Below are 19857 nucleotides of genomic sequence, written 5' to 3'. Positions count from 1 at the left end.
CGGGGGTGGGGGGTGGGGGGGGGGGGGCGGGGGGGGGGGGGGGGGGGGGGGGGGGGGGGGGGGGGGCCGGGGGGGGGGGCCGCCCCCCCCCCCCCGCCCCCCCCCCGCCGCGCTTGCGCGGCCCTCGGTTGATCCGACCTACTTGATGTAGGCAACCGGGTGGAAAGGGGTGCGTGATGGCCCCAGAAGCGGGGCGTTGAGGTCCGACCGCTGTTGCGTCTTTCCCCTCCCGAGGCCGGATCGTGGTGGCGTTGGCATGCGGGCCGGAAGCGGCCATTGATGCGTTTGGGCGGAGTGTGCGGCGGTCGGGTTGGCGATGATCGAAGAGCGCCGTCGGCCGCCAGACGAGCGAGCGAAGCGAGCCTTGATGAAGTAGGGAAAGTTCTACCGCGCCGTTTCGTCACTTGATCGTCTAGGGCTGACGTCAAGCATCACTCGACGACAACCTGTCAACCATCAACTGGGACACGACAAGGCGCCGGTCCCTAGAGGCGTTGGGGCCTTAAGAAAGACGTACGTGTCCAACTGGCGCGCACTCTCGGATGCGCTAGCTGGCGGGCCTCATGACGGGCTTGTGGGCGGCTGCTGGTTCTGTGTGATGTGTCTGTGGAGGAGCCGGCCGGGCTCAGGGAGCGCGTCTCCCCGCATGAAGGCGGACAGCGCCTCGATGGCCTCCAGAGTCCCGGCAAGGCACCTGTGGATGTGCGTGCGATGCTCTCGATCCGTCATCGCTCGCGCCTCGTCCCGGCCGATCACAAGGGTCTCCGTGATCAGTCCCGCTGCGTCCGCGATCCGGGACTGAACCTCTCCCGCTTTCGGCATCAGCATGACCGCCAGTTCGGCGTCGTCGATGAAGGCCCGCGCGATGACGCGCCAGGGCTGCCGCTCTTCGGCAACAGGCCTCAGCTCGCAGTCTTTCAGGTGCCTTCGGAGGGCATATAGCTCGGACAGGGCCTTCTCTCCTGCGGCTCGACCGCGCTCCTCCAAGAGGCTGGCTCGTGCTGCTGCCTGCTGTTCCCGTGTCACCTTCGTCTGATGGCGCTGCTGAAGCCATCCACCCAGGAGCGCTCCGCCCGCACCGACAACTGCCCCCACCAGACCAATCAGGCCTGCCGATACCTCTGCCTCCACCTGCTACTCGCTCCCAGCGCTCATCGACTCGTCAGCGAAAGTCTGGAGGGCTTCGACTCTCCAGTTGGTGGCGGGCGAAGGTTCCCGACGGATGACAGCCCCCATGTCCTCCCGGACGCCCCAACACACGGCGTCCGCGAATCGAGTCCTGCCGTGCGCGCGGAAGAACGACCAGTTGCTCAGTAGCGCGCACGCGTCGTCGATGCGGCTGCGGAGCTGCGCATCTGGCATCCGCAGGGACAGCTCTTGCAATCGCCTGGTCAAGGCATCTTGCTTCTCGCCCCACGTCGCCTCGATGCTCTGCGCGCTGCCTCTGGACGGCATGCTTTCCGCATGCTTCTCGATCTCAAATGCCACCGCAGTGATCTCGTCTGCCGTCGTCTCTGCAAGCGTCAACCGATAGGCATCCTCGGCCCGCTGAGCGTCACGTCGTTGTTGCCAGATCAGCCCACCCCGTGGAGGCGAGTGCGCCGATAACCGCGCCGCCAAGCCCCGCCAGTCCACCGATCCATCCGGCTATCACTTCTGCTTGCACAGATAGATCATGCCGACAGGACAACCGGTGTCGGGCTGATCTCGTCAACTCGTCAATAGGGGTCCTAGCCTGACAGACGCTGTGCCTGAGCTCTGAATCCTCGTCGTCTCGCTCGTCTAGACGACAGGGCTCCGCTCGGCCAAGTCGCGCAGGGACTCAGGGATGCGAGGGCCCGAAAGCTGGAGCAAGTCGCGGATGACCTCGCGGGCCAAGTGGTGATCCTGGATTTGCTCGGGCGCCAGAGCCTCGGCTTCCAAGAGCGCGGCTGTGGCCTCGCCGACGTGTCGCCGCTGCGCGTGTGCTCGCGCCACGTCAAGCAGGAAACGTGACTGCCGCTCCGGGGAGAGACCCGATGCGTCAACCCGCTGGGCCACTTCCAGAGCAAGTCCGGCGTCTCCCAACTCCACGGCCGTGCTTACGGCGTGGATCTCGACGTTCGTCGGCCCGAACTCCGTGTCGAAGTCGTTGCGGTCCTCACCCAATCGCGCCGCGATCGCACGTGCTCGTTCAATGTGCTCATGGGTCCGCCCTCGGTTGCCTTCCCTCGCATTGATCACCGCGAGGACCAGGTTCATGGCACCCAGTAGAGAGAGCTCTTGCGGCGGGCATGCCGGGGCCTCTGCCCTTGGGGCCATGACGGATACAGCGGACCTTGCTGCCTGCTCGGCCTGCTCCATGTGCTGCTGCCGCATGAAGGCGTGCGCCATGCGGAACAGGCTCGCGACAACCTCCAACGGCTGGCCGGCGAGTTCGGCCGCCTCCAGGGCTCGATCAGCCGCGACCCATGCCGCATCGGCCTGGTCTTGGCGGGTGAAGCTTGCCGCGGCCACCTGGTACGCCTTGGCCCGCAACAGGTGCAGTTCTGCGCGCTCAGAGGCGGGAGCGTGCCGTACGGCTGCTTCGATGAGTGGGAGCAGCTTGGCAAGATGATCGCTCAGGGCTGCGTAGCTCGACGCGTGTGCAAGCGTCCATGCCTCTTCCACTCGTCGACCGAAGTCTGCGAGCGACGGTGTCGGTTCGGCCGGGGCCTGCTGAAAGAGACTGCCCAGGGCTGGATGCCCAGTAAGGGCTACGCGCAGGCCGTCGAGGTCGTTGCTTTTCGGCTGCTCCTCCTCCGCCCTGGCCTCCTCGGCTGGGGCGGCATCGGGCCGGACATCTCGCACGGACACGTTGAGAGCATCGGCTAGACCCTGGAGGATCGACAGCCGCTCAACAGGCTGTACGCCGCGTTCTACCTGCGAAACCCAGCTCTCGGAACGTCCCATCGCCGCAGCAAGGTCGCTCTGTGACATGCCGGCGGCTCTGCGCAGCTCCCTAACCCGCTGACCGACGGTCCTGGTCTCGGAATCGCTCACTTCTCGGCCCCGGTGGGGTACTTGCCGGTGTACGGCTGAAGGCGATCAACCTCGGTCTTCTCGACGTACTTGTTGCGCTCTGTCAGGAAGTGGCGAGTGTGCGGCTGACGCTCATGCTCCTCGAAGGCGGCATGGTCGGCGTACAGCTCGAAGAAGACTCGCTCATTCGGCGCACCCTCCACCTCATGGCAGGCGTACACCAGCGTGCCGGGCTCGTGCGCACGGATCCCTGTGGCGGTCTCTCGGACCAGAGCGTCGAACGCCTCTCCTGCACCATCGCGCAGCGTGAAGCGGACGAAGAGCCCAAAGTTGCTCACAGTTCCTCCTTCTCGTTGCGCTCAGTCTCGCAGACTCGGAGTTCTGCTACTAGTCGCAGTTTTTCTGTTGACCCGCAGTTTTTCTGTGAGTACCTTCGGTGGTGTCGGACAACAAGCCGCCCCGGGCTGCGTGCCATCCGCCAAGATCACAACGCTGCCCGGGGCTCGTCCCAACAGGGAGACTCCATCATGCGTCAGATCCCCGTGGACACGGCCGCGATGACGGTCATGCTGATCCAGGTCCCGGAGAAGAAGGTCAAGAACCGTGAGACCGGTGAGGTCGCCACGGATCGGCAGTCGGGCCAGGTGCTCTACAACGTCAGCGTCGCCGTGATTGTGGACGGCCGTCCGGACGCGGTGACGATCGTGGTTGCCGAGGACGGCATCCAGCCGGACCTCGTGGCGGGCATGCCGGTTGAGCTCCCGGGGCTGGTGGCCCGCCCGTGGGAGAACGACTTCGGGCACGGCATCTCCTACCGCGCGATTGCGGTTGCCGCGAAGCAGCTCACCCCGGCCGGCTCGAACGGCAAGAGCTGAACACCATGGCAAAGCTGCTGATCGTCGCCGCGTTAGCGGTCCTGGTCGGACTGGCGCTGCTGCTGCGGTGGCGGCGACCCGCCTGGTACTGGATGACCTTCGGCGTCCTGTTCGCCACCCTCAAGGTCCGCATCCGGTACGCGTCCGTGATGGACGCCTGTGACCTGACGGTCGCCGCCTCGCGGTTCCGGCTGACCCTGGCTCGCTGGTTCAACTGGGAGACCCCGCGGCAGCGGGTTCCCCGGCTTCTGTGGATCAAGCCGACCCGGACCGGTCTGCGGCTGCGCATCCGGATGCGGCCTGGTCAGGATGCCTTCGACTACTCGGCCGCGGTCGACCGGCTGCGGCACGCCTTCGGCGTCCACCAGGTCACCTCCCGCGAGATCAAACCCGGCACCGTCGAAATCGCCATGACCGGCTACGACGTGCTCAAGCGGGTGCAGATGCCCGCCCGCGTCGACCGCAGCGAGCTGCGCATCCCGGTGGCGCTGCGCGAGGACGGCTCGGTCCACTACCGCGACTACAGGCAGACACCGCATTCGATCACCCTGGGGGCGGTCGGCTCCGGCAAGTCCGTCACCCAGCGCCAGGTCATCAAGGAACTCGCTGCCCAGCATGTTGCGTTGGTCGGCATCGACTGCAAGAACGGAGTGGAACTCGCCCCGCTGGCACGTCGGTTCTCGGGCCTGGCCGACAATCCCGACGATGCCGCCGATCTCCTTGAGGCCCTGGTGGCGCGCATGGAGGGGATCTATCAGATCATCCGCCGCGAGCAGCGGGTCAGTGCGGACACTCCGGATGCTGAGATCACCGCGGACATCTGGGGTCTGCCCGAGGACCTGCGCCCGGTGCCCGTGGTCCTCACTATCGATGAGATCGCCGAACTGGCCTTGTTCACCACTACCGCGGAGAAGAAGCGTCGGGAGCGGGCCGTGGTAGCCCTGGTCCGGCTGGCCCAGCTTGGCCGCGCTGCCGGCATCTTCGTCGACATCTACGGCCAGCGCTTCGGCTCCGAGCTCGGCGACGGCATCACCATGCTCCGCGCTCAACTCACCGGCCGGATGTCCCACAGGGTCAACGACGAGTCCAGCTCGAAGATGGCTTTCGGGGACGTCTCCCCGCACGCGGTGTTCGCCGCCACGCAGATCCGCAACGACCGGCCTGGCATGGCCGTGGTCGGTTACTCCAGCGGCGAGTGGACGCGCATCCGTTCCGCCTACACCTCGATGCGCGAGGCCGTGACTGCCTGCAACCGGCATGCCGACCTGACGCCGGATCTTCCGGAGCTGGCCCGCTTCCGACCGCTGGTGGATCTCGCCCCCGTCCAGGCGCCTGCGGTGGTCAAGGCCGCCTGAGCTCGCCCCGTTCCACGGTCGGCGTGACCGTCTCGCGCCAGGTCCCTACCCGAGCCATGCCTCACGAAGGGAGCAAGCCCGCTATGTGTCCCGACTGCGAGGACTTCACCCGCACCGTCCGGATGCTCGGTCAGCTCGCCCTCTACGGCGACACCGCCGGAGCCGACATCGACTTCATCGAGATCGTCGGCTCCTCCCTCGCCGCCTCACTGCCCGAGCCTCCGCCCGGGACGTTCCCGCCCGGCTACGACCCGAACGAGGGTCCCGAGTACCCCGGAGAGGGGCGGTGACCGTGCCCGCCGCGAAGAAGCCCGCTGCCCGCCGTAAGACGGCTCCGCCCAAGCCGGCGAAGTGCCAGAACTGCGACGGCACCGGCGAGGTCACCGAAGCCGTCAAGGTCGGCACCCGCAAGGGTCGCGCCACCGACGACCGGCAGACCGGTCTGTGCCTGACCTGCTGGGGCACCGGCGAAAGCCCGACCGGCTGAACGCCCGCCGGGGCTGGGCGGTCGGACACCGCTCCCCGCCCGGCCCTGGCCCAGCTCTCCGCAAAGGAGGTGAAGACCATGACCCGCTCCATCTGGTCCGTCGTCCTGCTTGTCCAAGCCGTGATCGCCGGAGCCCTGTCCTTCGCGCACCTGCACGACATTGCCGCCGCGGCCGGACAGTCCGGCTGGAAAGCCTGGGCCTACCCCATCTCCGTCGACCTGCTTATGGTTTCCGCCTGGCGCCGACTGCGGGCACAGCACTCAAGCCTGGCCTGGTGCTGGTTCCTGATCGCCCTGGTCTCCTCGCTCGGCGCCAACATCGCTACCGCCGGCTTCCTCGACCTTGCTCACCCGCCCGCCCTGCTCCGCCTTGGCGTTGCCGGCTGGCCCGCACTCGCCTTCCTCGGCGGCACCCTGCTCGTCCACGCCGCCGAACCGCCCACCGACCCGGCGGTGCCCACGGCCTCCGTCCTGGACGTCGAACGTGCAGCCACCCCGACACCTGAGTCGGAGCCGGCCACGGTTCCTCCCGTCGACGGCATTCCGGCCCTGCCTGCCGCCGACCCGGCCCCCGCCGAGCCCGCTCCAGCCACGTCAGTGCCGCCCGCGTTGGTCGCCCACGCCCGCAAGGTCGCAGACGACCACCGCACCCGCACCGGCAACGAGATCGACCCCGACACGCTGCGCGCCCGCCTCGGCGTCCCTGCGCCCATGGCAGCCGCCATCGCCGCCCAACTCACCTGATCAGAAAGGGCATAGACCGATGGGACACCGGTTCTTCCTCTTCGAACGCCTCGCCCGCTACGGCCCGGTCGAGATCGGCCGCGCCCTCACAAAGAACGGCGAGAAGGGCTACGTCGCTTCCTGCACCGCTGATCAGTGCGGCTGGTCGTCCGAATACACCAACTACGGCGCCGTGTGCGTGGCGGCCAAGGGCCACCGCTGCCGGATCAAGAGCAGGCACTAGCCGAAAGGACTCACACCGTGTCCGTGCCCCTGTGGTTCTTCATCGCCTGCATCGCCGTGGCCGGCGTCAAGCTCGCCCGCCCGCCGCTCTGGCTTGTGATCGTCCTGCTGATCGGCGGCTACATCCTCGCCAACAGCCTCCTTGCCCCGGCCATCGACCCATTCGTCAAGTAATCCCCTGCAGACGGGAGTTGACTCATGCTCCGCCCGAAGATCCCGACCATGCCCACACCGACCGGGCAGACCACCCCGCCCGCCGTGGTCGCGCCGACCACCACCATCCCGGCCGCTCAGACCCCGCCGCCCGTCCCGGTCGCGCCGGCGGCGTCCAAGCCCACGATCCAGCTCACCTCGGGCACCGTGATCGCCCTCCTCGGCGGCGGCACGTTCGTGGTCCTGGTCGTCGGCGCCGTCCTGGTCTCCATGTTCCTCGCGGTCGCCATCACCGGTGCCTCGGTCGCCGTGTGCGCCGTCGTCCTGCGCTCCCTGGTCGCCTCCGACGCGAAGCGACGCTGACCGGCCCCCGGGCGGCCCTGAAACCGCCAAGTCTCCGCCGCCCGGGCGCCGTGCCCCTCTCCGATCCAAAAGAACCGGAAGGAACCTCCATCATGCCCGGCCCCAACCCGGCCACGATCACAACCACGCGGATCTGCCCGAACTGCGACGGCTTCGCCACCGCCGTCGTACCCGCCGGCATCCGCCACCGCGACGGCACCCGCGTCCTGCTCCGCGTCGACTGCGGCACTTGCCACGGTGCCGGCACCGTGTCCCTCCGCCCGCGTCTGACCACCGCGGATGTCGAGGTGGCCGCGTGAAGACTCTGACCACCTCGGCCCACATCGAGCCGGACACCCGCTACCGCGTCACCCCCTTCGCGGACCGCGCCTACCCCTTCGTCAGCCTCCGCATCGAGGGCGACTCCGTCGAGATCGCACTGCTCGCCACCACCGGCGCCTCCGAGGCCCTGCGCAATCTCGCCGCGGCAGCCACCGAGGCAGCCGGCCTGCTGGATGCCCTGGACGACGACACGCCGGGGGTGGCCGAATGACCCACCGCAAACCCGTCGAGGTCCGCGCCCTGACCGTATGGCAGCCGTGGGCGTCCGCCATTGCGTACGGCACCAAGCGGATCGACAACCGGCGCTGGGCCACCGACTACCGCGGCTGGCTGCTCATCCACGCCGGCGTCACGATCGACCCCGCCGCCAGGTACGCGGTCATGGCCCGCCCCTTCCTGCACCGCCCTCAGCCGGCCGGCGCCGTTCTCGGCTGGGCCCGCCTGGACGACTGCCACGAAGACGACGGCATGTGCACCCTGTGGTCCGCCCCCGGACAGTGGCACTGGCACCTCACCGACGTCCGTCGCCTGCACCGCCCCGTGTCCTGGTCCGGCGCCCGCGGCCTGTGGACCCCAACCGCCGACCTCCTCGACCTGGTGCGGGAGGCAGCCCATGCCTGACCTCGGCCCGCGCGGACTGGAGGTGTTCGCATGACCGAGACAGCCACGCTGGCCGGCCTTGATCCGACCACCCTCGGTGACCTGCTGCGGGTGGCCTCCGCTCCCGACTTCGACCGCTGGCAACATCAGATCCATCGCACTGGCGGCTGCGCCGACCCCATCCACCTGCGCGGCTGGACGGTCCGCGTCGACAAGACCACCGGCGAGACCCTCCACCGCTACACCACTCACGGGGAACCGGGCGGCCGGCTGCGCATCGCCTGTGGCAACCGCCGCGCCTCCCGCTGCCCCTCCTGCGCCTACACCTACGCCGGCGACACCTACCACCTCATCCGGGCCGGGCTCGCCGGGGACGATCGCCGGGACGTCCCCGCCACCGTTCGGGACCACCCCCGTGTCTTCGCCACCCTCACCGCACCCTCGTTCGGCCCGGTCCACAACCGGCCCGACCACGGACACTGTGGCTGCGGCCGTCACCACCGCGAGGACGATCCCGTCCTTGGCACCGCCCTTGATCCGGACGCTTACGACTACGCCGGTGCGGTGCTGTTCAACAACCACGCCGGCGACTTATGGCAGCGCTTCACCAACCGGCTCCGCCGCGAGATCGCCAAGCGCGCCGGCCTCACTCAGCGCGAACTCTCCGAGGCCTGCCGGGTCTCCTACGGCAAGGTCGCCGAATTCCAGAAACGCGGCGCCATCCACTTCCACGCCGTGATCCGCCTCGACGGACCCGACGGAGCCGACTCGACACCGCCCTCCTGGGCGAGTGTTGACCTGCTCACTAATGCCATCCGGGCCGCCGTCCGGCACTCGTACACCAGCCGGCGTATTCCTGCGACCGGCGACCAACCCGCCCGCACGCTTCGCTGGGGCAGGGAACTCGACATCCACCCCGTGAAGGCCTTCGGCGACGGCTCCGACCTCACCGAACAGGCCGTGGCCTCCTACGTCGCCAAGTACGCCACCAAAGCTGCCGAGAACACCGGCACCCTCGACCGCCGGATCGGTGAGCTCGCCGAGCTCGACCGCCACGGCGTTCCCGACCACGCTCGCCGCCTGATCACCGCATGCTGGGACCTCGACGCGCTGTACCCGGACCGACGCCTGTGGGCCTGGGCACACATGCTCGGCTTCCGCGGCCACTTCTCGTCGAAGTCCCGCCGCTACTCCACCACTCTTGGAGCTCTCCGGCAGGTACGCGCCGACTACCGGGCCACTCAGGAACGCGAAGCCCTCGGCCTGGACGATCGCGAGCCGGACACCGTCCTCGTCCTGGCCGACTGGCAGTACGCCGGTCACGGCCACACCCCCGGCGAATCCGCCCTCGCCGCGACCATCGCCCGCGACCTCCAGCTCAACCGCGAAACCGCCCGCGAAGCCCTACAAGACCAACTCGTCCAGGAGGGAGCGTTGACGTGAAAGACGAGTTGATGACTGTGCTGGAGGTCTGTACCGAACTCAAGGGCATTTCACGTCGGACCTTCTACCGCTGGCAGGAGCTCGGGGTGGCGCCGCAGGCCTTCAAGTTGCCCAACGGCGAATGGCGCGTGTGGCGCAGTGACTTCAACGCATGGCTGAATGCCCGTGAGAGGGCCACGGCATGAGGTCTCTCGACGTGAAGGTCTGGGGCGTTCGTAAGAGGAACACCAAGAAGTCGTCCTATGACGTCAGATGGACCGTTGCCGGCAACGTGTTCTCCGATCAGTTTCGTACCAAGGGGCTTGCGGACCACTACCGTGCCAAGCTTCTCCGCGCTGCGCGGGACGGCGAAGAGTTCGACACGGTCACCGGGCTGCCCGACTCGATGGTCGAAAAGGCTTCTTCGGCCACCTGGTACGTCTTCGCTCTGAAGTACCTCGCCATGAAGTGGCCGCACGCGGCGCCGAACACGCGCAACGGGATCAATGAGTCGCTGACCGCCGTAACCATGGCCCTCCTCGACGATCGTCCGGGGCGGCCCTCGGACGATCTGCTCAGGAAGGTGCTGCGTAACTGGGCCTTTGTCTTGCCCGGTCCCGGTGATCGCGAGTTGCCGACCGAGATCGCGAACACTCTGCATTGGGTCGTAAAGGCTTCGCGGCCTCTGTCTGACCTTGGTGACGCTGCTATCGGTCGGGCGGTCCTGGACTCGCTCAAGCTGAAGCTCGACGGGACGGCGGCGGCCGCGGAGACGGTTCGGCGTAAGCGTCGGACGCTCGTCAACGCGCTGCACTACGCGGTGGATCTTGGGGAGTTCAAGGAGAACCCGATCACCGCCATTCGCTGGAAGAAGCCGAAGGTGGCCGGGGAAGTTGATCCCCGCGTAGTCGCCAATCCGGAGCAGGCTCGGTCCCTGTTGACCGCGGTCTCGTACATCGGCGGTTACGGTCGGGCGCGTGGTCGTCGACTCGTCGGCCTGTTCGCCTGCATGTACTACGGCGCCTTACGCCCTGCTGAGGCAGTCGGCCTGACCAGAGCAGACCTGAAGCTGCCGGAGACCGGCTGGGGGACAGCCCTGCTGAACCGCACGCGTCCCAGTGTTGGCAAGCAGTGGACGGACTCCGGCGAGACCCACGACGACCGCGGCCTGAAGAACAGGCCGGCCGAAGAGGTGCGGCTCGTGCCCGTCCCGCCCCAGCTCGTCGCCATCCTTCGGCAGCACCTCGACACCTTCGGCAGCGCGGAGGACGGGCGACTGTTCACGAACGAACGTGGGGGAGTGGTCGGCTCCTCGACCTACTACCGCGTGTGGCAGGAGGCTCGGGCGCTGGCGCTCCCGCCGGCCGCGGTCGCCTCTCCACTCGCCGCCCGGCCGTACGACCTCCGACACTCGGCCCTGTCGACCTGGCTTAACTCCGGGGTGGACCCGACCGAGGTTGCCGAACGGGCTGGCAACAGTGTTGAGGTCCTGTTGGGCCGCTATGCCAAATGCATCGATGGACGTCAGGAGATTGCCAACCGCAAGATCGAAGAGTTGTTGCGCGAATACGAGTGATCTCGCACATGGGCCGTTAGCCCCCAGCCCGCATGGGCCGGGGGCTTCGTCGTGTCTCGGCCGCGTGCCTTCGGCCGGTGGTTGCTAGTTGCACCTGCCGGGGCGCGTCCCATTTCACAGATGGACGAGGGTCGCAGGCGTCCCGTCCAGTTCGCGGTCTACGCAAACGCCGTCGGGCTGCCGACCCTCACGATATGGGGGTTTTAGAAGAGGGACCGCGCAGGCTGGGAGGTGGGCAGTCCCGCTGCCTGTACTGCGGCCTGCCGGCGGATCGCGTGGCAACGCTGGAGCAGGACTGGGTGTTGCTTGAGCCGGACATGACTCCGCTGGCACATACGGTGCCAGCGGAGCATCGGTGGATCGAGCTCTCCGACGGTCGGGTAACCGTCTACGGGGTGTGTCCGCCGGATCCGTTTCAACGGTGCCGTATCGAGCACCGGCTGGCCTGCTCGGCGCAACCGCAGCCGGATCTCTGGCCGTGGTTGACGACGCTGCGAGTGGAGAACGGTCGGCGAGTGGAGCGGCAGGCTGACACGGAGCCGCCAGAGCCTCCGGAGGAATGGCCGGATGCGGGGTAACGGTCCCTTAAGGCAGACATGAAGCCGTCCGCCGCTACCCGTATGAGCTCACCGAGCAGGGAAGGGCAGCCGCAGAACGATCTCGCCGTCGTCGATCTCGCCCGTAGGCTCGAACCCGAACTTTTGGTAGAAGGGCCAAGGTTCGCCCTCGCCGGGATCGTAGCTGGTCAGCAGCTCGGCGGCGCCGTCCGCGCGAACCAGGGCGACGATCTGCGTGAGTGCCTCTCGGCCGATCCCTCGCCTCTGGTGCCGCTTGTCGACGAGGAGGCGCCAGATGAAGTGCCGCCCCTTGTAAGGACCAGCCGGCGGCTTCCACGCCAGCATCACGAAGCCGACTGGCTCGTCGCCGCGGTACACGGCGCGGTACCAGGGATTGGCCTCCGGCTTCTTTGCCGCCTCCTTGAGCGACTTGGACACGGAGGCGACGAACTGCTTCTGGTCACGTCGGACGCGGAGGGCACGAACGGCATCCCGGTTGTCGTCGGTGATCTCCCGCAGGTGTACGTCTGGGGACCTCATGCCACACCCCTTCCTGCATCCGTCTGCTGCGCCATCCGGGCCGATGCGAAGAGCCGCCGCCGCGCGTCAGTCCGTTGCGTGCACGCAATGTCAAGGACGTCAGGTTGAACGTCTTCGCAGCGTATTCGGCGCAGTGGCTCTGGAGCGGGACTGGCACGCCGGGCTGTGTCCGCTCGGAGGTAGCTGCTTTGACCTGGACAGACACTCCAAGATCCTGTCCACAAATAGTCCACAGACCGTGTCCTAGGGCCGCTCAGCGCTGCATATGGCTGCACATACGCGAAGACCCCGTTCTCAGCTAAAGCGCTGATGGCGGGGTCTTTGGGCACCTCATAAAGGGTGCCCCCGGCAGGATTCGAACCTGCGCACACGGCTCCGGAGGCCGTTGCTCTATCCCCTGAGCTACGGGGGCGTGTCGGGCGCTGAACTTCTTGCTTGCGGCGACGGGTAGAACCCTAGCAGGTCTTGTGGGGTGATCAGGAACGGGTTTCCCGGGGTGGGTGTCCTGGTCGGAGTGGGGTGGGTTCGAGGGCAGGGTGGCCCAGCTCCCTCGCAGGGGTTGGAAGTGGGGAAAACCCGGACGCGGTGGCCGGTCTGGACCTACTCTCGAGTTGTGCCAGGCGCGTCGGGTCGGGTGCTTGTTGTGGACGACAACAAGGTCATCCGGCAGCTGATCAGGGTCAACCTCGAGCTGGAGGGGCTTGAGGTCGTGACCGCGGCCGATGGTGCCGAGTGTCTGGATGTGGTGCATCAGGTGCGGCCCGATGTCGTCACCCTCGATGTCGTCATGCCCCGGCTGGACGGGCTCCGGACCGCCGCTCGGCTTCGGGCCGATCCGCGGACGCATGATCTTCCCCTCGCCATCATCAGCGCCTGTACCCAGTACGAGGTCGAGACCGGCCTCGACGTCGGCGTCGACGCCTTCCTCGCCAAGCCCTTCGAACCCGCGGAACTCGTTCGCCTCGTCAAGCACCTCATCGAGCGGCGGCCCGGGGGTAGGAGTGGAGCGCGAGGCGAAGGTGATGGGGAGAGTGAAGGGGAGATTGACGGGGATGGTGAGGGTGGTGGGGGGATTGGTGGAGGCGTTCGTGGCGGGGCCACGGGTGGCTTTGCCAGTGGTCTGACTGGTGGTGTGGCCGGCGGCGGCCTGCCCGGTGGCGTGGTCGATGGGGTGTCCTTCAGCGGATAGTTCCGGTGAGTTCCAGTGAGGCCCTCCGAGCCCCACCGAGCCCCCCCAGCCCCACGGTGTCCGACGGTGTCCCACCAAGCCCCACGGTGTCCCACCGCCCCCCAGCCACCCCCACCCGAATCCCCCATAGCCCACCTCCCTTCCCACCCCCCCCACAACCCACCCCCACCCACCCGGCATAAACCAGCTCGCATACCCACCCCCTACCTCCCCTACGCTTGTCCCGTGACCCCCGTCGAGCTCTCCCGCACCGTGGTGCACGCAGTGCGTCGTGCCGTCGAGCAGGGGGAGCTGCATGTGTCCGTGCCGGAGCGGGTCGTCGTGACCGAGCCGGGGGCCGGGGGGTGTGGGGACTACGCCACCAACGTCGCGCTGCAGCTCGCTCGGGCGGCCCAGGAGACGCCGCTGCGGGTCGCCGAGATTCTGCGGCCGTATCTCGTCGGGTCTGAAGGGATCAGGGACGTCGTCGTCACCGGTCCCGGGTTTCTCAACATCAGCCTCGGTGAGGAGGCCGACCTCGCCGCCGGAGTCGTACGGGACATCCGTGAGTGCGGGGGCGGGTACGGGCACAGTGAGGCCCTCAAGGGGCAGGTTGTCGTCCTTCGGGTTCCGTACGACGTGCGCGCCGAGGTCGTCGCGGACGCGGTCGTGCGGATCGTCGGGACACAGGGCGGGCGGTGTGAGGTCGAGCACGGGGAGCCCGTGAATCTGCGGCCGGTTCCGGCGCCGGAGGATCCCGCGCCGCTCGGGGCCGACGCCGCGCAGTGGGCCCTGCTCCATCCCGCGCCGCACGACCGGCCCCGGATCACCGCCGACCACCTCGTGCAGCGGGAGAGCAATCCGCTGTTCCGGGTGCGGTACGCGCATGCCCGGGTCCGGGCCGTCAGCCGTAACGCCGGGCGTCTCGGGTTCGGCGCCGAACCCGGTCCTGTCGACGCCCGAGAGATTCTCGCCGCCCTCTCCGACTACCCGCGTATTCTCACCGCGGCCGCCACCCATCGCGGCCCGGACCGGCTTGCCCGGCATCTCGTCACCGTCGCCGATGCCGTCCTGCCCTTTCTGCCCACCGTGCTTCCGCGCGGCGAGGAGAAACCCTCGGCCGCCCACCGTGCCCGGCTCGCCCTCGCCGAAGCCGCCGGGACGGTGCTGGCCGGCGGCCTGTCCCTGCTCGGCATCGACGCACCCGAACACCTCTGAGGGACTCAGAGCGACACGCATGAGCCCCGGAGCGAGACAGAGAGTCTGAGAGCCAACGTCATGAGTCGTTCCGCCCATCCTGCCGGGCCCCGTCACGCCGACGTCCTGTCCGAAGGGCACTACTCCGCCCCGCCCGCCGACCTCAACGCCCTCGACCCCAAGGTGTGGGCCCAGACCGTCGGCCGGGACGAGGACGGTGTCCTCACCGTCGCCGGGATTCCCGCCTCCCGGCTCGCCGAGGAGTTCGGCACCCCCGCCTACATCCTCGACGAGGCCGACTTCCGCGGCCGGGCGCGCGCCTGGCGCACCGCCTTCGGTACCGACGCCGACGTGTTCTACGCCGGGAAGGCCTTCCTCTCGCGTGCCGTCGTGCGGTGGCTGCACGAGGAGGGGCTCAACCTGGACGTCTGTTCGGGCGGGGAGCTGGCCACCGCTCTCTCCGGCGGCATGCCCGCCGAGCGCATCGCCTTCCACGGCAACAACAAGTCGGTCCAGGAGATCGAGCGGGCCATAGAGGCCGGTGTCGGGCGGATCGTGCTCGACTCCTTCCAGGAGATCGTGCGCGTCGCCCACATCGCCGAGTCGCTCGGCAAGCGGCAGAAGGTGCAGATCCGGATCACCGTGGGCGTGGAGGCGCACACCCACGAGTTCATCGCCACCGCTCACGAGGACCAGAAGTTCGGCATTCCGCTCGCGGGCGGGCAGGCCGCCGAGGCCGTGCGGCGGGCCCTGCTGCTGGACGGGCTCGAACTGATCGGCATTCACAGCCACATCGGGTCGCAGATCTTCGACATGTCCGGGTTCGAGGTCGCCGCCCACCGTGTCGTCGGGCTGCTGAAGGACATCCGGGACGAGCACGGGGTCGAGCTGCCCGAGATCGACCTCGGTGGCGGGCTCGGTATCGCCTACACCAGCGACGACGATCCGCGTGAGCCGCATGAGATCGCCAAGGCGCTCACCGAGATCGTCACGCGGGAGTGCGACGCGGCCCGGCTGCGGACTCCGCGGATCTCCGTCGAGCCGGGGCGCGCCATCGTGGGCCCGACCGCGTTCACGCTGTACGAGGTCGGCACCGTCAAGCCGCTCGACGGGCTGCGGACGTACGTCTCCGTCGACGGTGGCATGTCCGACAACATCCGCACCGCGCTGTACGACGCCGAGTACAGCGTCGCCCTCGTCTCGCGCACCAGCGACGCCGAGCCCATGCTCGCCCGCGTGGTCGGCAAGCACTGCGAGAGCGGGGACATCGTGGTCAAGGACGCGTTCCTGCCCGCCGACCTGGCGCCGGGCGACCTCATCGCCGTACCCGCCACCGGCGCCTACTGCCGGTCCATGGCCAGCAACTACAACCACGTGCTCCGGCCGCCCGTCATCGCCGTGAAGGACGGCAAGGCCCGGGTCATCGTCCGGCGCGAGACGGAGGACGACCTCCTGCGTCTCGACGTCGGGTGACAAAGAAACAGCGACAGGGATGACGGACCGGAGATTCTTCGGTCCGGTCGTCCCGGCAACATGAAATAGATGTCTCACGATCCGGACGAAGGGTAGAAACCGCCGTCCGGTGAGTGAGACTGGTCCAACCGTAGACGGTATGAGGAAACGAGGTCGGATGATGCGTACGCGTCCGCTGAAGGTGGCGCTGCTGGGCTGTGGAGTGGTCGGCTCAGAGGTGGCGCGCATCATGACGACGCACGCCGACGACCTCGCCGCCCGTATCGGCGCCCCCGTGGAGCTGGCGGGAGTCGCGGTACGGCGGCCCTCCAAGGTCCGTGAGGGCATTGCGCAGGAACTCGTCACCACCGACGCCACCGCCCTCGTCAAACGCGGCGACATCGACGTCGTGGTGGAGGTCATCGGCGGGATCGAGCCCGCCCGGGGCCTCATCACCACCGCTTTCGAGCACGGGGCGTCCGTCGTCTCCGCGAACAAGGCCCTGCTCGCCCAGGACGGCGCCGCCCTGCACGCCGCCGCCGAGGCGCACGGCAAGGACCTCTACTACGAGGCCGCCGTCGCCGGTGCCATCCCGCTGATCCGGCCGCTGCGCGAGTCCCTCGCCGGCGACAAGATCAACCGGGTGATGGGCATCGTCAACGGGACGACCAACTTCATCCTCGACAAGATGGACACCACGGGGGCGGGCTACCAGGAGGCCCTCGACGAGGCCACCGCCCTGGGCTACGCGGAGGCCGACCCGACCGCCGACGTCGAGGCGTTCGACGCCGCCGCCAAGGCCGCCATCCTCGCCGGCATCGCCTTCCACACCCGGGTGCGCCTGGACGACGTCTACCGCGAGGGCATGACCGAGGTCACCGCGGCCGACTTCCGCTCCGCCAAGGAGATGGGCTGCACCATCAAGCTGCTCGCCATCTGCGAGCGGTCCAAGGACGGGGCGTCCGTCACCGCGCGCGTGCACCCCGCCATGATTCCGCTGAGCCACCCGCTCGCCTCCGTGCGCGGCGCGTACAACGCCGTCTTCGTGGAGTCCGACGCGGCCGGCCAGCTCATGTTCTACGGCCCCGGCGCCGGCGGTTCCCCGACCGCCTCGGCCGTGCTCGGCGACCTCGTCGCCGTCTGCCGCAACCGGCTCAACGGCGCAACGGGGCCCGGTGAGTCGGCGTACGCGGCCCTGCCCGTCTCGCCCATGGGCGAGGTCGTCACCCGGTACCACATCAGCCTCGACGTCGCGGACAAACCGGGTGTTCTCGCCCAGGTCGCGACCGTCTTCGCCGAGCACGGGGTGTCGATCGATACGGTTCGGCAGCAGGGCAAGGACGGCGAGGCCTCCCTCGTCGTCGTCACCCACCGCGCGTCCGACGCCTCCCTCACCGGGACCGTCGAGGCGCTGCGCAAGCTCGACACCGTGCGGGGTGTCGCCAGCATCATGCGGGTTGAAGGAGAGTAACCAGCAATGACTCACCAGTGGCGCGGCATCATCGAGGAGTACCGGGACAGGCTGCCGGTCTCCGACACCACGCCGGTCGTGACGCTCCGCGAGGGCGGCACGCCTCTCGTGCCCGCCCAGGTGCTCTCCGAGCGCACGGGCTGTGAGGTCCACCTCAAGGTGGAGGGGGCCAACCCCACGGGGTCCTTCAAGGACCGCGGCATGACCATGGCCATCTCCAGGGCCAAGGAGGAGGGGGCGAAGGCGGTCATCTGCGCCTCCACCGGCAACACCTCCGCCTCCGCCGCGGCCTACGCGGTCCGCGCGGGCATGGTCTCCGCCGTGCTCGTGCCGCAGGGCAAGATCGCGCTCGGCAAGATGGGCCAGGCCCTCGTGCACGGCGCGAAGATCCTCCAGGTCGACGGAAACTTCGACGACTGCCTCACGCTCGCCCGCGAGCTGAGCGAGAACTACCCTGTGGCGCTGGTCAATTCGGTCAACCCGGTGCGCATCGAGGGCCAGAAGACGGCCGCCTTCGAGATCGTGGACATGCTGGGCGACGCCCCCGACATCCACGTCCTGCCGGTGGGCAACGCGGGCAACATCACCGCCTACTGGAAGGGCTACAAGGAGTACGCCGCCGACGGCATCGCCTCCAGGACCCCGCGCATGTGGGGATTCCAGGCCTCCGGCAGTGCCCCGATCGTGCGCGGCGAGGTCGTCAAGGACCCGTCGACCATCGCCACCGCGATCCGCATCGGCAACCCCGCCTCCTGGCAGTACGCCCTGGCCGCCCGGGACGAGTCCGGCGGTGCCATCGACGAGGTGACGGACCGTGAAATCCTGCGCGCCTACCGGCTGTTGGCCGCGCAGGAGGGTGTCTTCGTGGAGCCCGCCTCCGCCGCCTCCGTGGCCGGTCTGCTCAAGGCCGCCGAGCAGGGCAAGGTCGACCCGGGACAGCGCATCGTGTGCACCGTCACCGGCAACGGTCTGAAGGACCCCGACTGGGCCGTCGCCGGCGCCCCGCAGCCGGTCACCGTGCCGGTCGACGCGACCACCGCGGCCGAGCGCCTCGGCCTGGCCTGAAACCGGCCTGAGCAGGGGTAACCCGCGTCAGGGTGCACAGGGGGCTTACGACACGCATCGTGCGCCTCCTGTGCGCCCTATGTCGCGGCAGAACCTTCCTTCGATAGGCTGTACTGAATCCGCCTACCGCATATGCCCCTGCGTGTGGGCACGGGGTCGCGCCGTCACCGCGCCCCGAAGGGTCTTCGTACGTCATCGAATGTCCATTGAATCCAACGGGTGACATTCGAATCCATCGGATGTCTTTCGACAGTCACGCAGCTCAAGGAGAGTCTTCGAGCGATGGCCGGTCCAGCGTTCCGCGCCGCCGCCGTCCGGGTGCGCGTTCCCGCCACCAGCGCCAATCTCGGTCCGGGCTTCGACGCCCTGGGCCTCGCGCTGGGGCTGTACGACGACGTCGTCGTCCGGGTGGCCGACTCCGGGCTGCACATCGACATCGCGGGTGAGGGCAGCGAGACCCTGCCCCGGGACGAGAGCCACCTGCTCGTCCGTTCCCTGCGCACCGCCTTCGACCTGCTCGGCGGACAGCCCCGCGGCCTCGAAATCGTCTGTGCCAACCGCATTCCGCACGGCCGCGGCCTGGGCTCCTCCTCCGCCGCCATCTGTGCCGGCATCGTCGCCGCCCGCGCGGTGACCATAGGCGGTGAGGCCCGGCTCGACGACGCCGCGCTGCTGGAGCTGGCCACCGAGATCGAGGGCCATCCGGACAACGTGGCGGCCTGCCTGCTCGGCGGTTTCACCCTGTCCTGGATGGAGGCCGGCGCCGCCCGGGCGATCAGGATGGAGCCGAATGATTCCATCGTTCCGGTGGTTTTCGTGCCCGGGAAGCCGGTTCTGACCGAGACCGCGCGCGGCCTGCTGCCGCGCACCGTGCCGCATGTCGACGCCGCCACCAACGCGGGCCGTGCCGCCCTGCTCGTCGAGGCCCTCACCCGGCGCCCCGAGCTGCTGCTGCCCGCCACCGAGGACCGCCTCCACCAGGAGTACCGCGCCCCGGCCATGCCGGAGAGCGCCGCGCTGGTGGAGCGGCTGCGGGCCGACGGGATCCCGGCTGTCATCTCGGGCGCCGGGCCCACCGTCATGGCCCTGACCGACGTCGGCACCGCCGACAAGGTCGAAGCCCTGGCCGGCACCGACTGGGCCGCCAACCGGCTGAGCCTGGATGCGCAGGGAGCGAGCGTGCTGCCGCTTGCGCCCTGACACACGGTTGCCGGATTTGGAGAGGGGGAATGTTTGTTGGATCCGGTAGTGTTAACCTCAAGTCTGCACCCGACCCCACCATGGCGAGG

The 19857-nt window shown here is 68.6% G+C and carries 26 protein-coding genes and 1 tRNA gene; 21 read left to right on the top strand and 6 right to left on the bottom strand.

Annotated features, from left to right (window positions below; genetic code table 11):
* Nucleotides 1-561 precede the first annotated feature (561 nt).
* The 4 genes from ACIRVH_RS37785 to ACIRVH_RS37770 form a co-directional block, all read right to left on the bottom strand.
* A complete protein-coding gene (locus tag ACIRVH_RS37785) occupies nucleotides 562-1131 on the bottom strand; it encodes a hypothetical protein (RefSeq protein ID WP_403963396.1) in 570 nt (189 codons plus the stop codon).
* A gap of 3 nt (nucleotides 1132-1134) precedes the next feature.
* Entirely contained in the window at nucleotides 1135-1527 is a 393-nt protein-coding gene (locus ACIRVH_RS37780; RefSeq protein ID WP_403963393.1) for a hypothetical protein, read from the bottom strand.
* 255 nt (nucleotides 1528-1782) lie between these two features.
* Complete coding sequence (locus ACIRVH_RS37775) at nucleotides 1783-3021, bottom strand: helix-turn-helix domain-containing protein (RefSeq protein ID WP_403963390.1); 1239 nt, start codon at nucleotides 3019-3021, stop codon at nucleotides 1783-1785.
* Nucleotides 3018-3338, bottom strand: coding sequence for a putative quinol monooxygenase (locus tag ACIRVH_RS37770; RefSeq protein ID WP_403963387.1), 321 nt, complete (start codon nucleotides 3336-3338; stop codon nucleotides 3018-3020). The genes ACIRVH_RS37775 and ACIRVH_RS37770 overlap by 4 nt, the downstream gene beginning before the upstream one ends.
* Before the next feature lie 189 nt (nucleotides 3339-3527).
* Here ACIRVH_RS37770 and ACIRVH_RS37765 point away from each other — a divergent pair, with 189 nt between their 5' ends.
* The 15 genes from ACIRVH_RS37765 (at nucleotide 3528) to ACIRVH_RS37695 (ending at nucleotide 11696) form a co-directional block, all read left to right on the top strand.
* Entirely contained in the window at nucleotides 3528-3875 is a 348-nt protein-coding gene (locus ACIRVH_RS37765) for a hypothetical protein (RefSeq protein WP_399726890.1), read from the top strand.
* A gap of 5 nt (nucleotides 3876-3880) precedes the next feature.
* Nucleotides 3881-5230 (top strand): FtsK/SpoIIIE domain-containing protein, encoded by a 1350-nt coding sequence (locus tag ACIRVH_RS37760; RefSeq protein WP_403963384.1) that lies wholly within the window; start codon nucleotides 3881-3883, stop codon nucleotides 5228-5230.
* A gap of 83 nt (nucleotides 5231-5313) precedes the next feature.
* Nucleotides 5314-5520: a hypothetical protein gene (locus ACIRVH_RS37755; RefSeq protein WP_403963381.1), complete on the top strand. Its 207-nt coding sequence runs from the start codon at nucleotides 5314-5316 to the stop codon at nucleotides 5518-5520.
* Nucleotides 5517-5717 carry a hypothetical protein gene (locus tag ACIRVH_RS37750; RefSeq protein ID WP_403963378.1) on the top strand — a complete coding sequence of 67 codons (201 nt, stop codon included), beginning with the start codon at nucleotides 5517-5519 and terminating at the stop codon, nucleotides 5715-5717. The genes ACIRVH_RS37755 and ACIRVH_RS37750 overlap by 4 nt, the downstream gene beginning before the upstream one ends.
* Before the next feature lie 78 nt (nucleotides 5718-5795).
* Nucleotides 5796-6461, top strand: a complete 666-nt coding sequence (locus ACIRVH_RS37745; protein WP_403963376.1) for a DUF2637 domain-containing protein — start codon at nucleotides 5796-5798, stop codon at nucleotides 6459-6461.
* A 19-nt stretch (nucleotides 6462-6480) separates the two neighbouring features.
* Entirely contained in the window at nucleotides 6481-6684 is a 204-nt protein-coding gene (locus ACIRVH_RS37740) for a mobile element transfer protein (RefSeq protein WP_399726905.1), read from the top strand.
* A 17-nt stretch (nucleotides 6685-6701) separates the two neighbouring features.
* Nucleotides 6702-6857: a hypothetical protein gene (locus ACIRVH_RS37735; protein ID WP_235460801.1), complete on the top strand. Its 156-nt coding sequence runs from the start codon at nucleotides 6702-6704 to the stop codon at nucleotides 6855-6857.
* A gap of 24 nt (nucleotides 6858-6881) precedes the next feature.
* On the top strand, nucleotides 6882-7199 hold the full coding sequence (locus tag ACIRVH_RS37730) for a SpdD-like protein (RefSeq protein ID WP_403963371.1): 318 nt from the start codon (nucleotides 6882-6884) through the stop codon (nucleotides 7197-7199).
* 92 nt (nucleotides 7200-7291) lie between these two features.
* On the top strand, nucleotides 7292-7498 hold the full coding sequence (locus ACIRVH_RS37725) for a hypothetical protein (protein WP_403963366.1): 207 nt from the start codon (nucleotides 7292-7294) through the stop codon (nucleotides 7496-7498).
* On the top strand, nucleotides 7495-7731 hold the full coding sequence (locus tag ACIRVH_RS37720) for a hypothetical protein (protein ID WP_403963362.1): 237 nt from the start codon (nucleotides 7495-7497) through the stop codon (nucleotides 7729-7731). The genes ACIRVH_RS37725 and ACIRVH_RS37720 overlap by 4 nt, the downstream gene beginning before the upstream one ends.
* Complete coding sequence (locus ACIRVH_RS37715) at nucleotides 7728-8141, top strand: hypothetical protein (protein WP_403963359.1); 414 nt, start codon at nucleotides 7728-7730, stop codon at nucleotides 8139-8141. The genes ACIRVH_RS37720 and ACIRVH_RS37715 overlap by 4 nt, the downstream gene beginning before the upstream one ends.
* Nucleotides 8142-8171: 30 nt before the next feature.
* Nucleotides 8172-9563 (top strand): replication initiator protein RepSA, encoded by a 1392-nt coding sequence (repSA, locus tag ACIRVH_RS37710; RefSeq protein WP_403963357.1) that lies wholly within the window; start codon nucleotides 8172-8174, stop codon nucleotides 9561-9563.
* Nucleotides 9564-9574: 11 nt separating this feature from the next.
* Nucleotides 9575-9748 carry a helix-turn-helix transcriptional regulator gene (locus ACIRVH_RS37705; protein WP_403963491.1) on the top strand — a complete coding sequence of 58 codons (174 nt, stop codon included), beginning with the start codon at nucleotides 9575-9577 and terminating at the stop codon, nucleotides 9746-9748.
* A complete protein-coding gene (locus ACIRVH_RS37700; protein ID WP_403963354.1) occupies nucleotides 9745-11118 on the top strand; it encodes a tyrosine-type recombinase/integrase in 1374 nt (457 codons plus the stop codon). The genes ACIRVH_RS37705 and ACIRVH_RS37700 overlap by 4 nt, the downstream gene beginning before the upstream one ends.
* 32 nt (nucleotides 11119-11150) lie before the next feature.
* Nucleotides 11151-11696: a DUF6083 domain-containing protein gene (locus ACIRVH_RS37695; protein ID WP_403963351.1), complete on the top strand. Its 546-nt coding sequence runs from the start codon at nucleotides 11151-11153 to the stop codon at nucleotides 11694-11696.
* 48 nt (nucleotides 11697-11744) lie between these two features.
* On the opposite strand, the gene ACIRVH_RS37690 is transcribed toward ACIRVH_RS37695, so the two are convergent.
* Together ACIRVH_RS37690 and ACIRVH_RS37685 are read right to left on the bottom strand one after the other, a co-directional pair.
* Nucleotides 11745-12215: a GNAT family N-acetyltransferase gene (locus ACIRVH_RS37690; RefSeq protein WP_403963348.1), complete on the bottom strand. Its 471-nt coding sequence runs from the start codon at nucleotides 12213-12215 to the stop codon at nucleotides 11745-11747.
* A gap of 340 nt (nucleotides 12216-12555) precedes the next feature.
* Nucleotides 12556-12627: transfer RNA gene (locus ACIRVH_RS37685), tRNA-Arg, on the bottom strand.
* A gap of 147 nt (nucleotides 12628-12774) precedes the next feature.
* On the opposite strand from ACIRVH_RS37685, the gene ACIRVH_RS37680 reads away from it, so the two are divergent.
* The 6 genes from ACIRVH_RS37680 (at nucleotide 12775) to thrB (ending at nucleotide 19768) form a co-directional block, all read left to right on the top strand.
* On the top strand, nucleotides 12775-13404 hold the full coding sequence (locus tag ACIRVH_RS37680; protein ID WP_403963345.1) for a response regulator: 630 nt from the start codon (nucleotides 12775-12777) through the stop codon (nucleotides 13402-13404).
* Nucleotides 13405-13629: 225 nt separating this feature from the next.
* Nucleotides 13630-14601: an ArgS-related anticodon-binding protein NrtL gene (nrtL, locus tag ACIRVH_RS37675; RefSeq protein ID WP_403963343.1), complete on the top strand. Its 972-nt coding sequence runs from the start codon at nucleotides 13630-13632 to the stop codon at nucleotides 14599-14601.
* 60 nt (nucleotides 14602-14661) lie between these two features.
* Nucleotides 14662-16053 carry a diaminopimelate decarboxylase gene (lysA, locus tag ACIRVH_RS37670; RefSeq protein WP_403963340.1) on the top strand — a complete coding sequence of 464 codons (1392 nt, stop codon included), beginning with the start codon at nucleotides 14662-14664 and terminating at the stop codon, nucleotides 16051-16053.
* A gap of 157 nt (nucleotides 16054-16210) precedes the next feature.
* Nucleotides 16211-17503 (top strand): homoserine dehydrogenase, encoded by a 1293-nt coding sequence (locus ACIRVH_RS37665; RefSeq protein WP_403963337.1) that lies wholly within the window; start codon nucleotides 16211-16213, stop codon nucleotides 17501-17503.
* A gap of 6 nt (nucleotides 17504-17509) precedes the next feature.
* Nucleotides 17510-18568, top strand: coding sequence for a threonine synthase (gene thrC, locus ACIRVH_RS37660; RefSeq protein ID WP_403963334.1), 1059 nt, complete (start codon nucleotides 17510-17512; stop codon nucleotides 18566-18568).
* A gap of 282 nt (nucleotides 18569-18850) precedes the next feature.
* Nucleotides 18851-19768 (top strand): homoserine kinase, encoded by a 918-nt coding sequence (gene thrB / locus ACIRVH_RS37655; RefSeq protein ID WP_403963332.1) that lies wholly within the window; start codon nucleotides 18851-18853, stop codon nucleotides 19766-19768.
* The last annotated feature ends 89 nt before the right edge of the window (nucleotides 19769-19857 follow it).

Source organism: Streptomyces sp. NPDC101165 (assembly GCF_044768135.1).
Lineage (GTDB): Bacteria > Actinomycetota > Actinomycetes > Streptomycetales > Streptomycetaceae > Streptomyces.
Note: the sequence above shows the minus strand (reverse complement) of the source record. Positions and strands in the feature narration are given on the sequence as shown.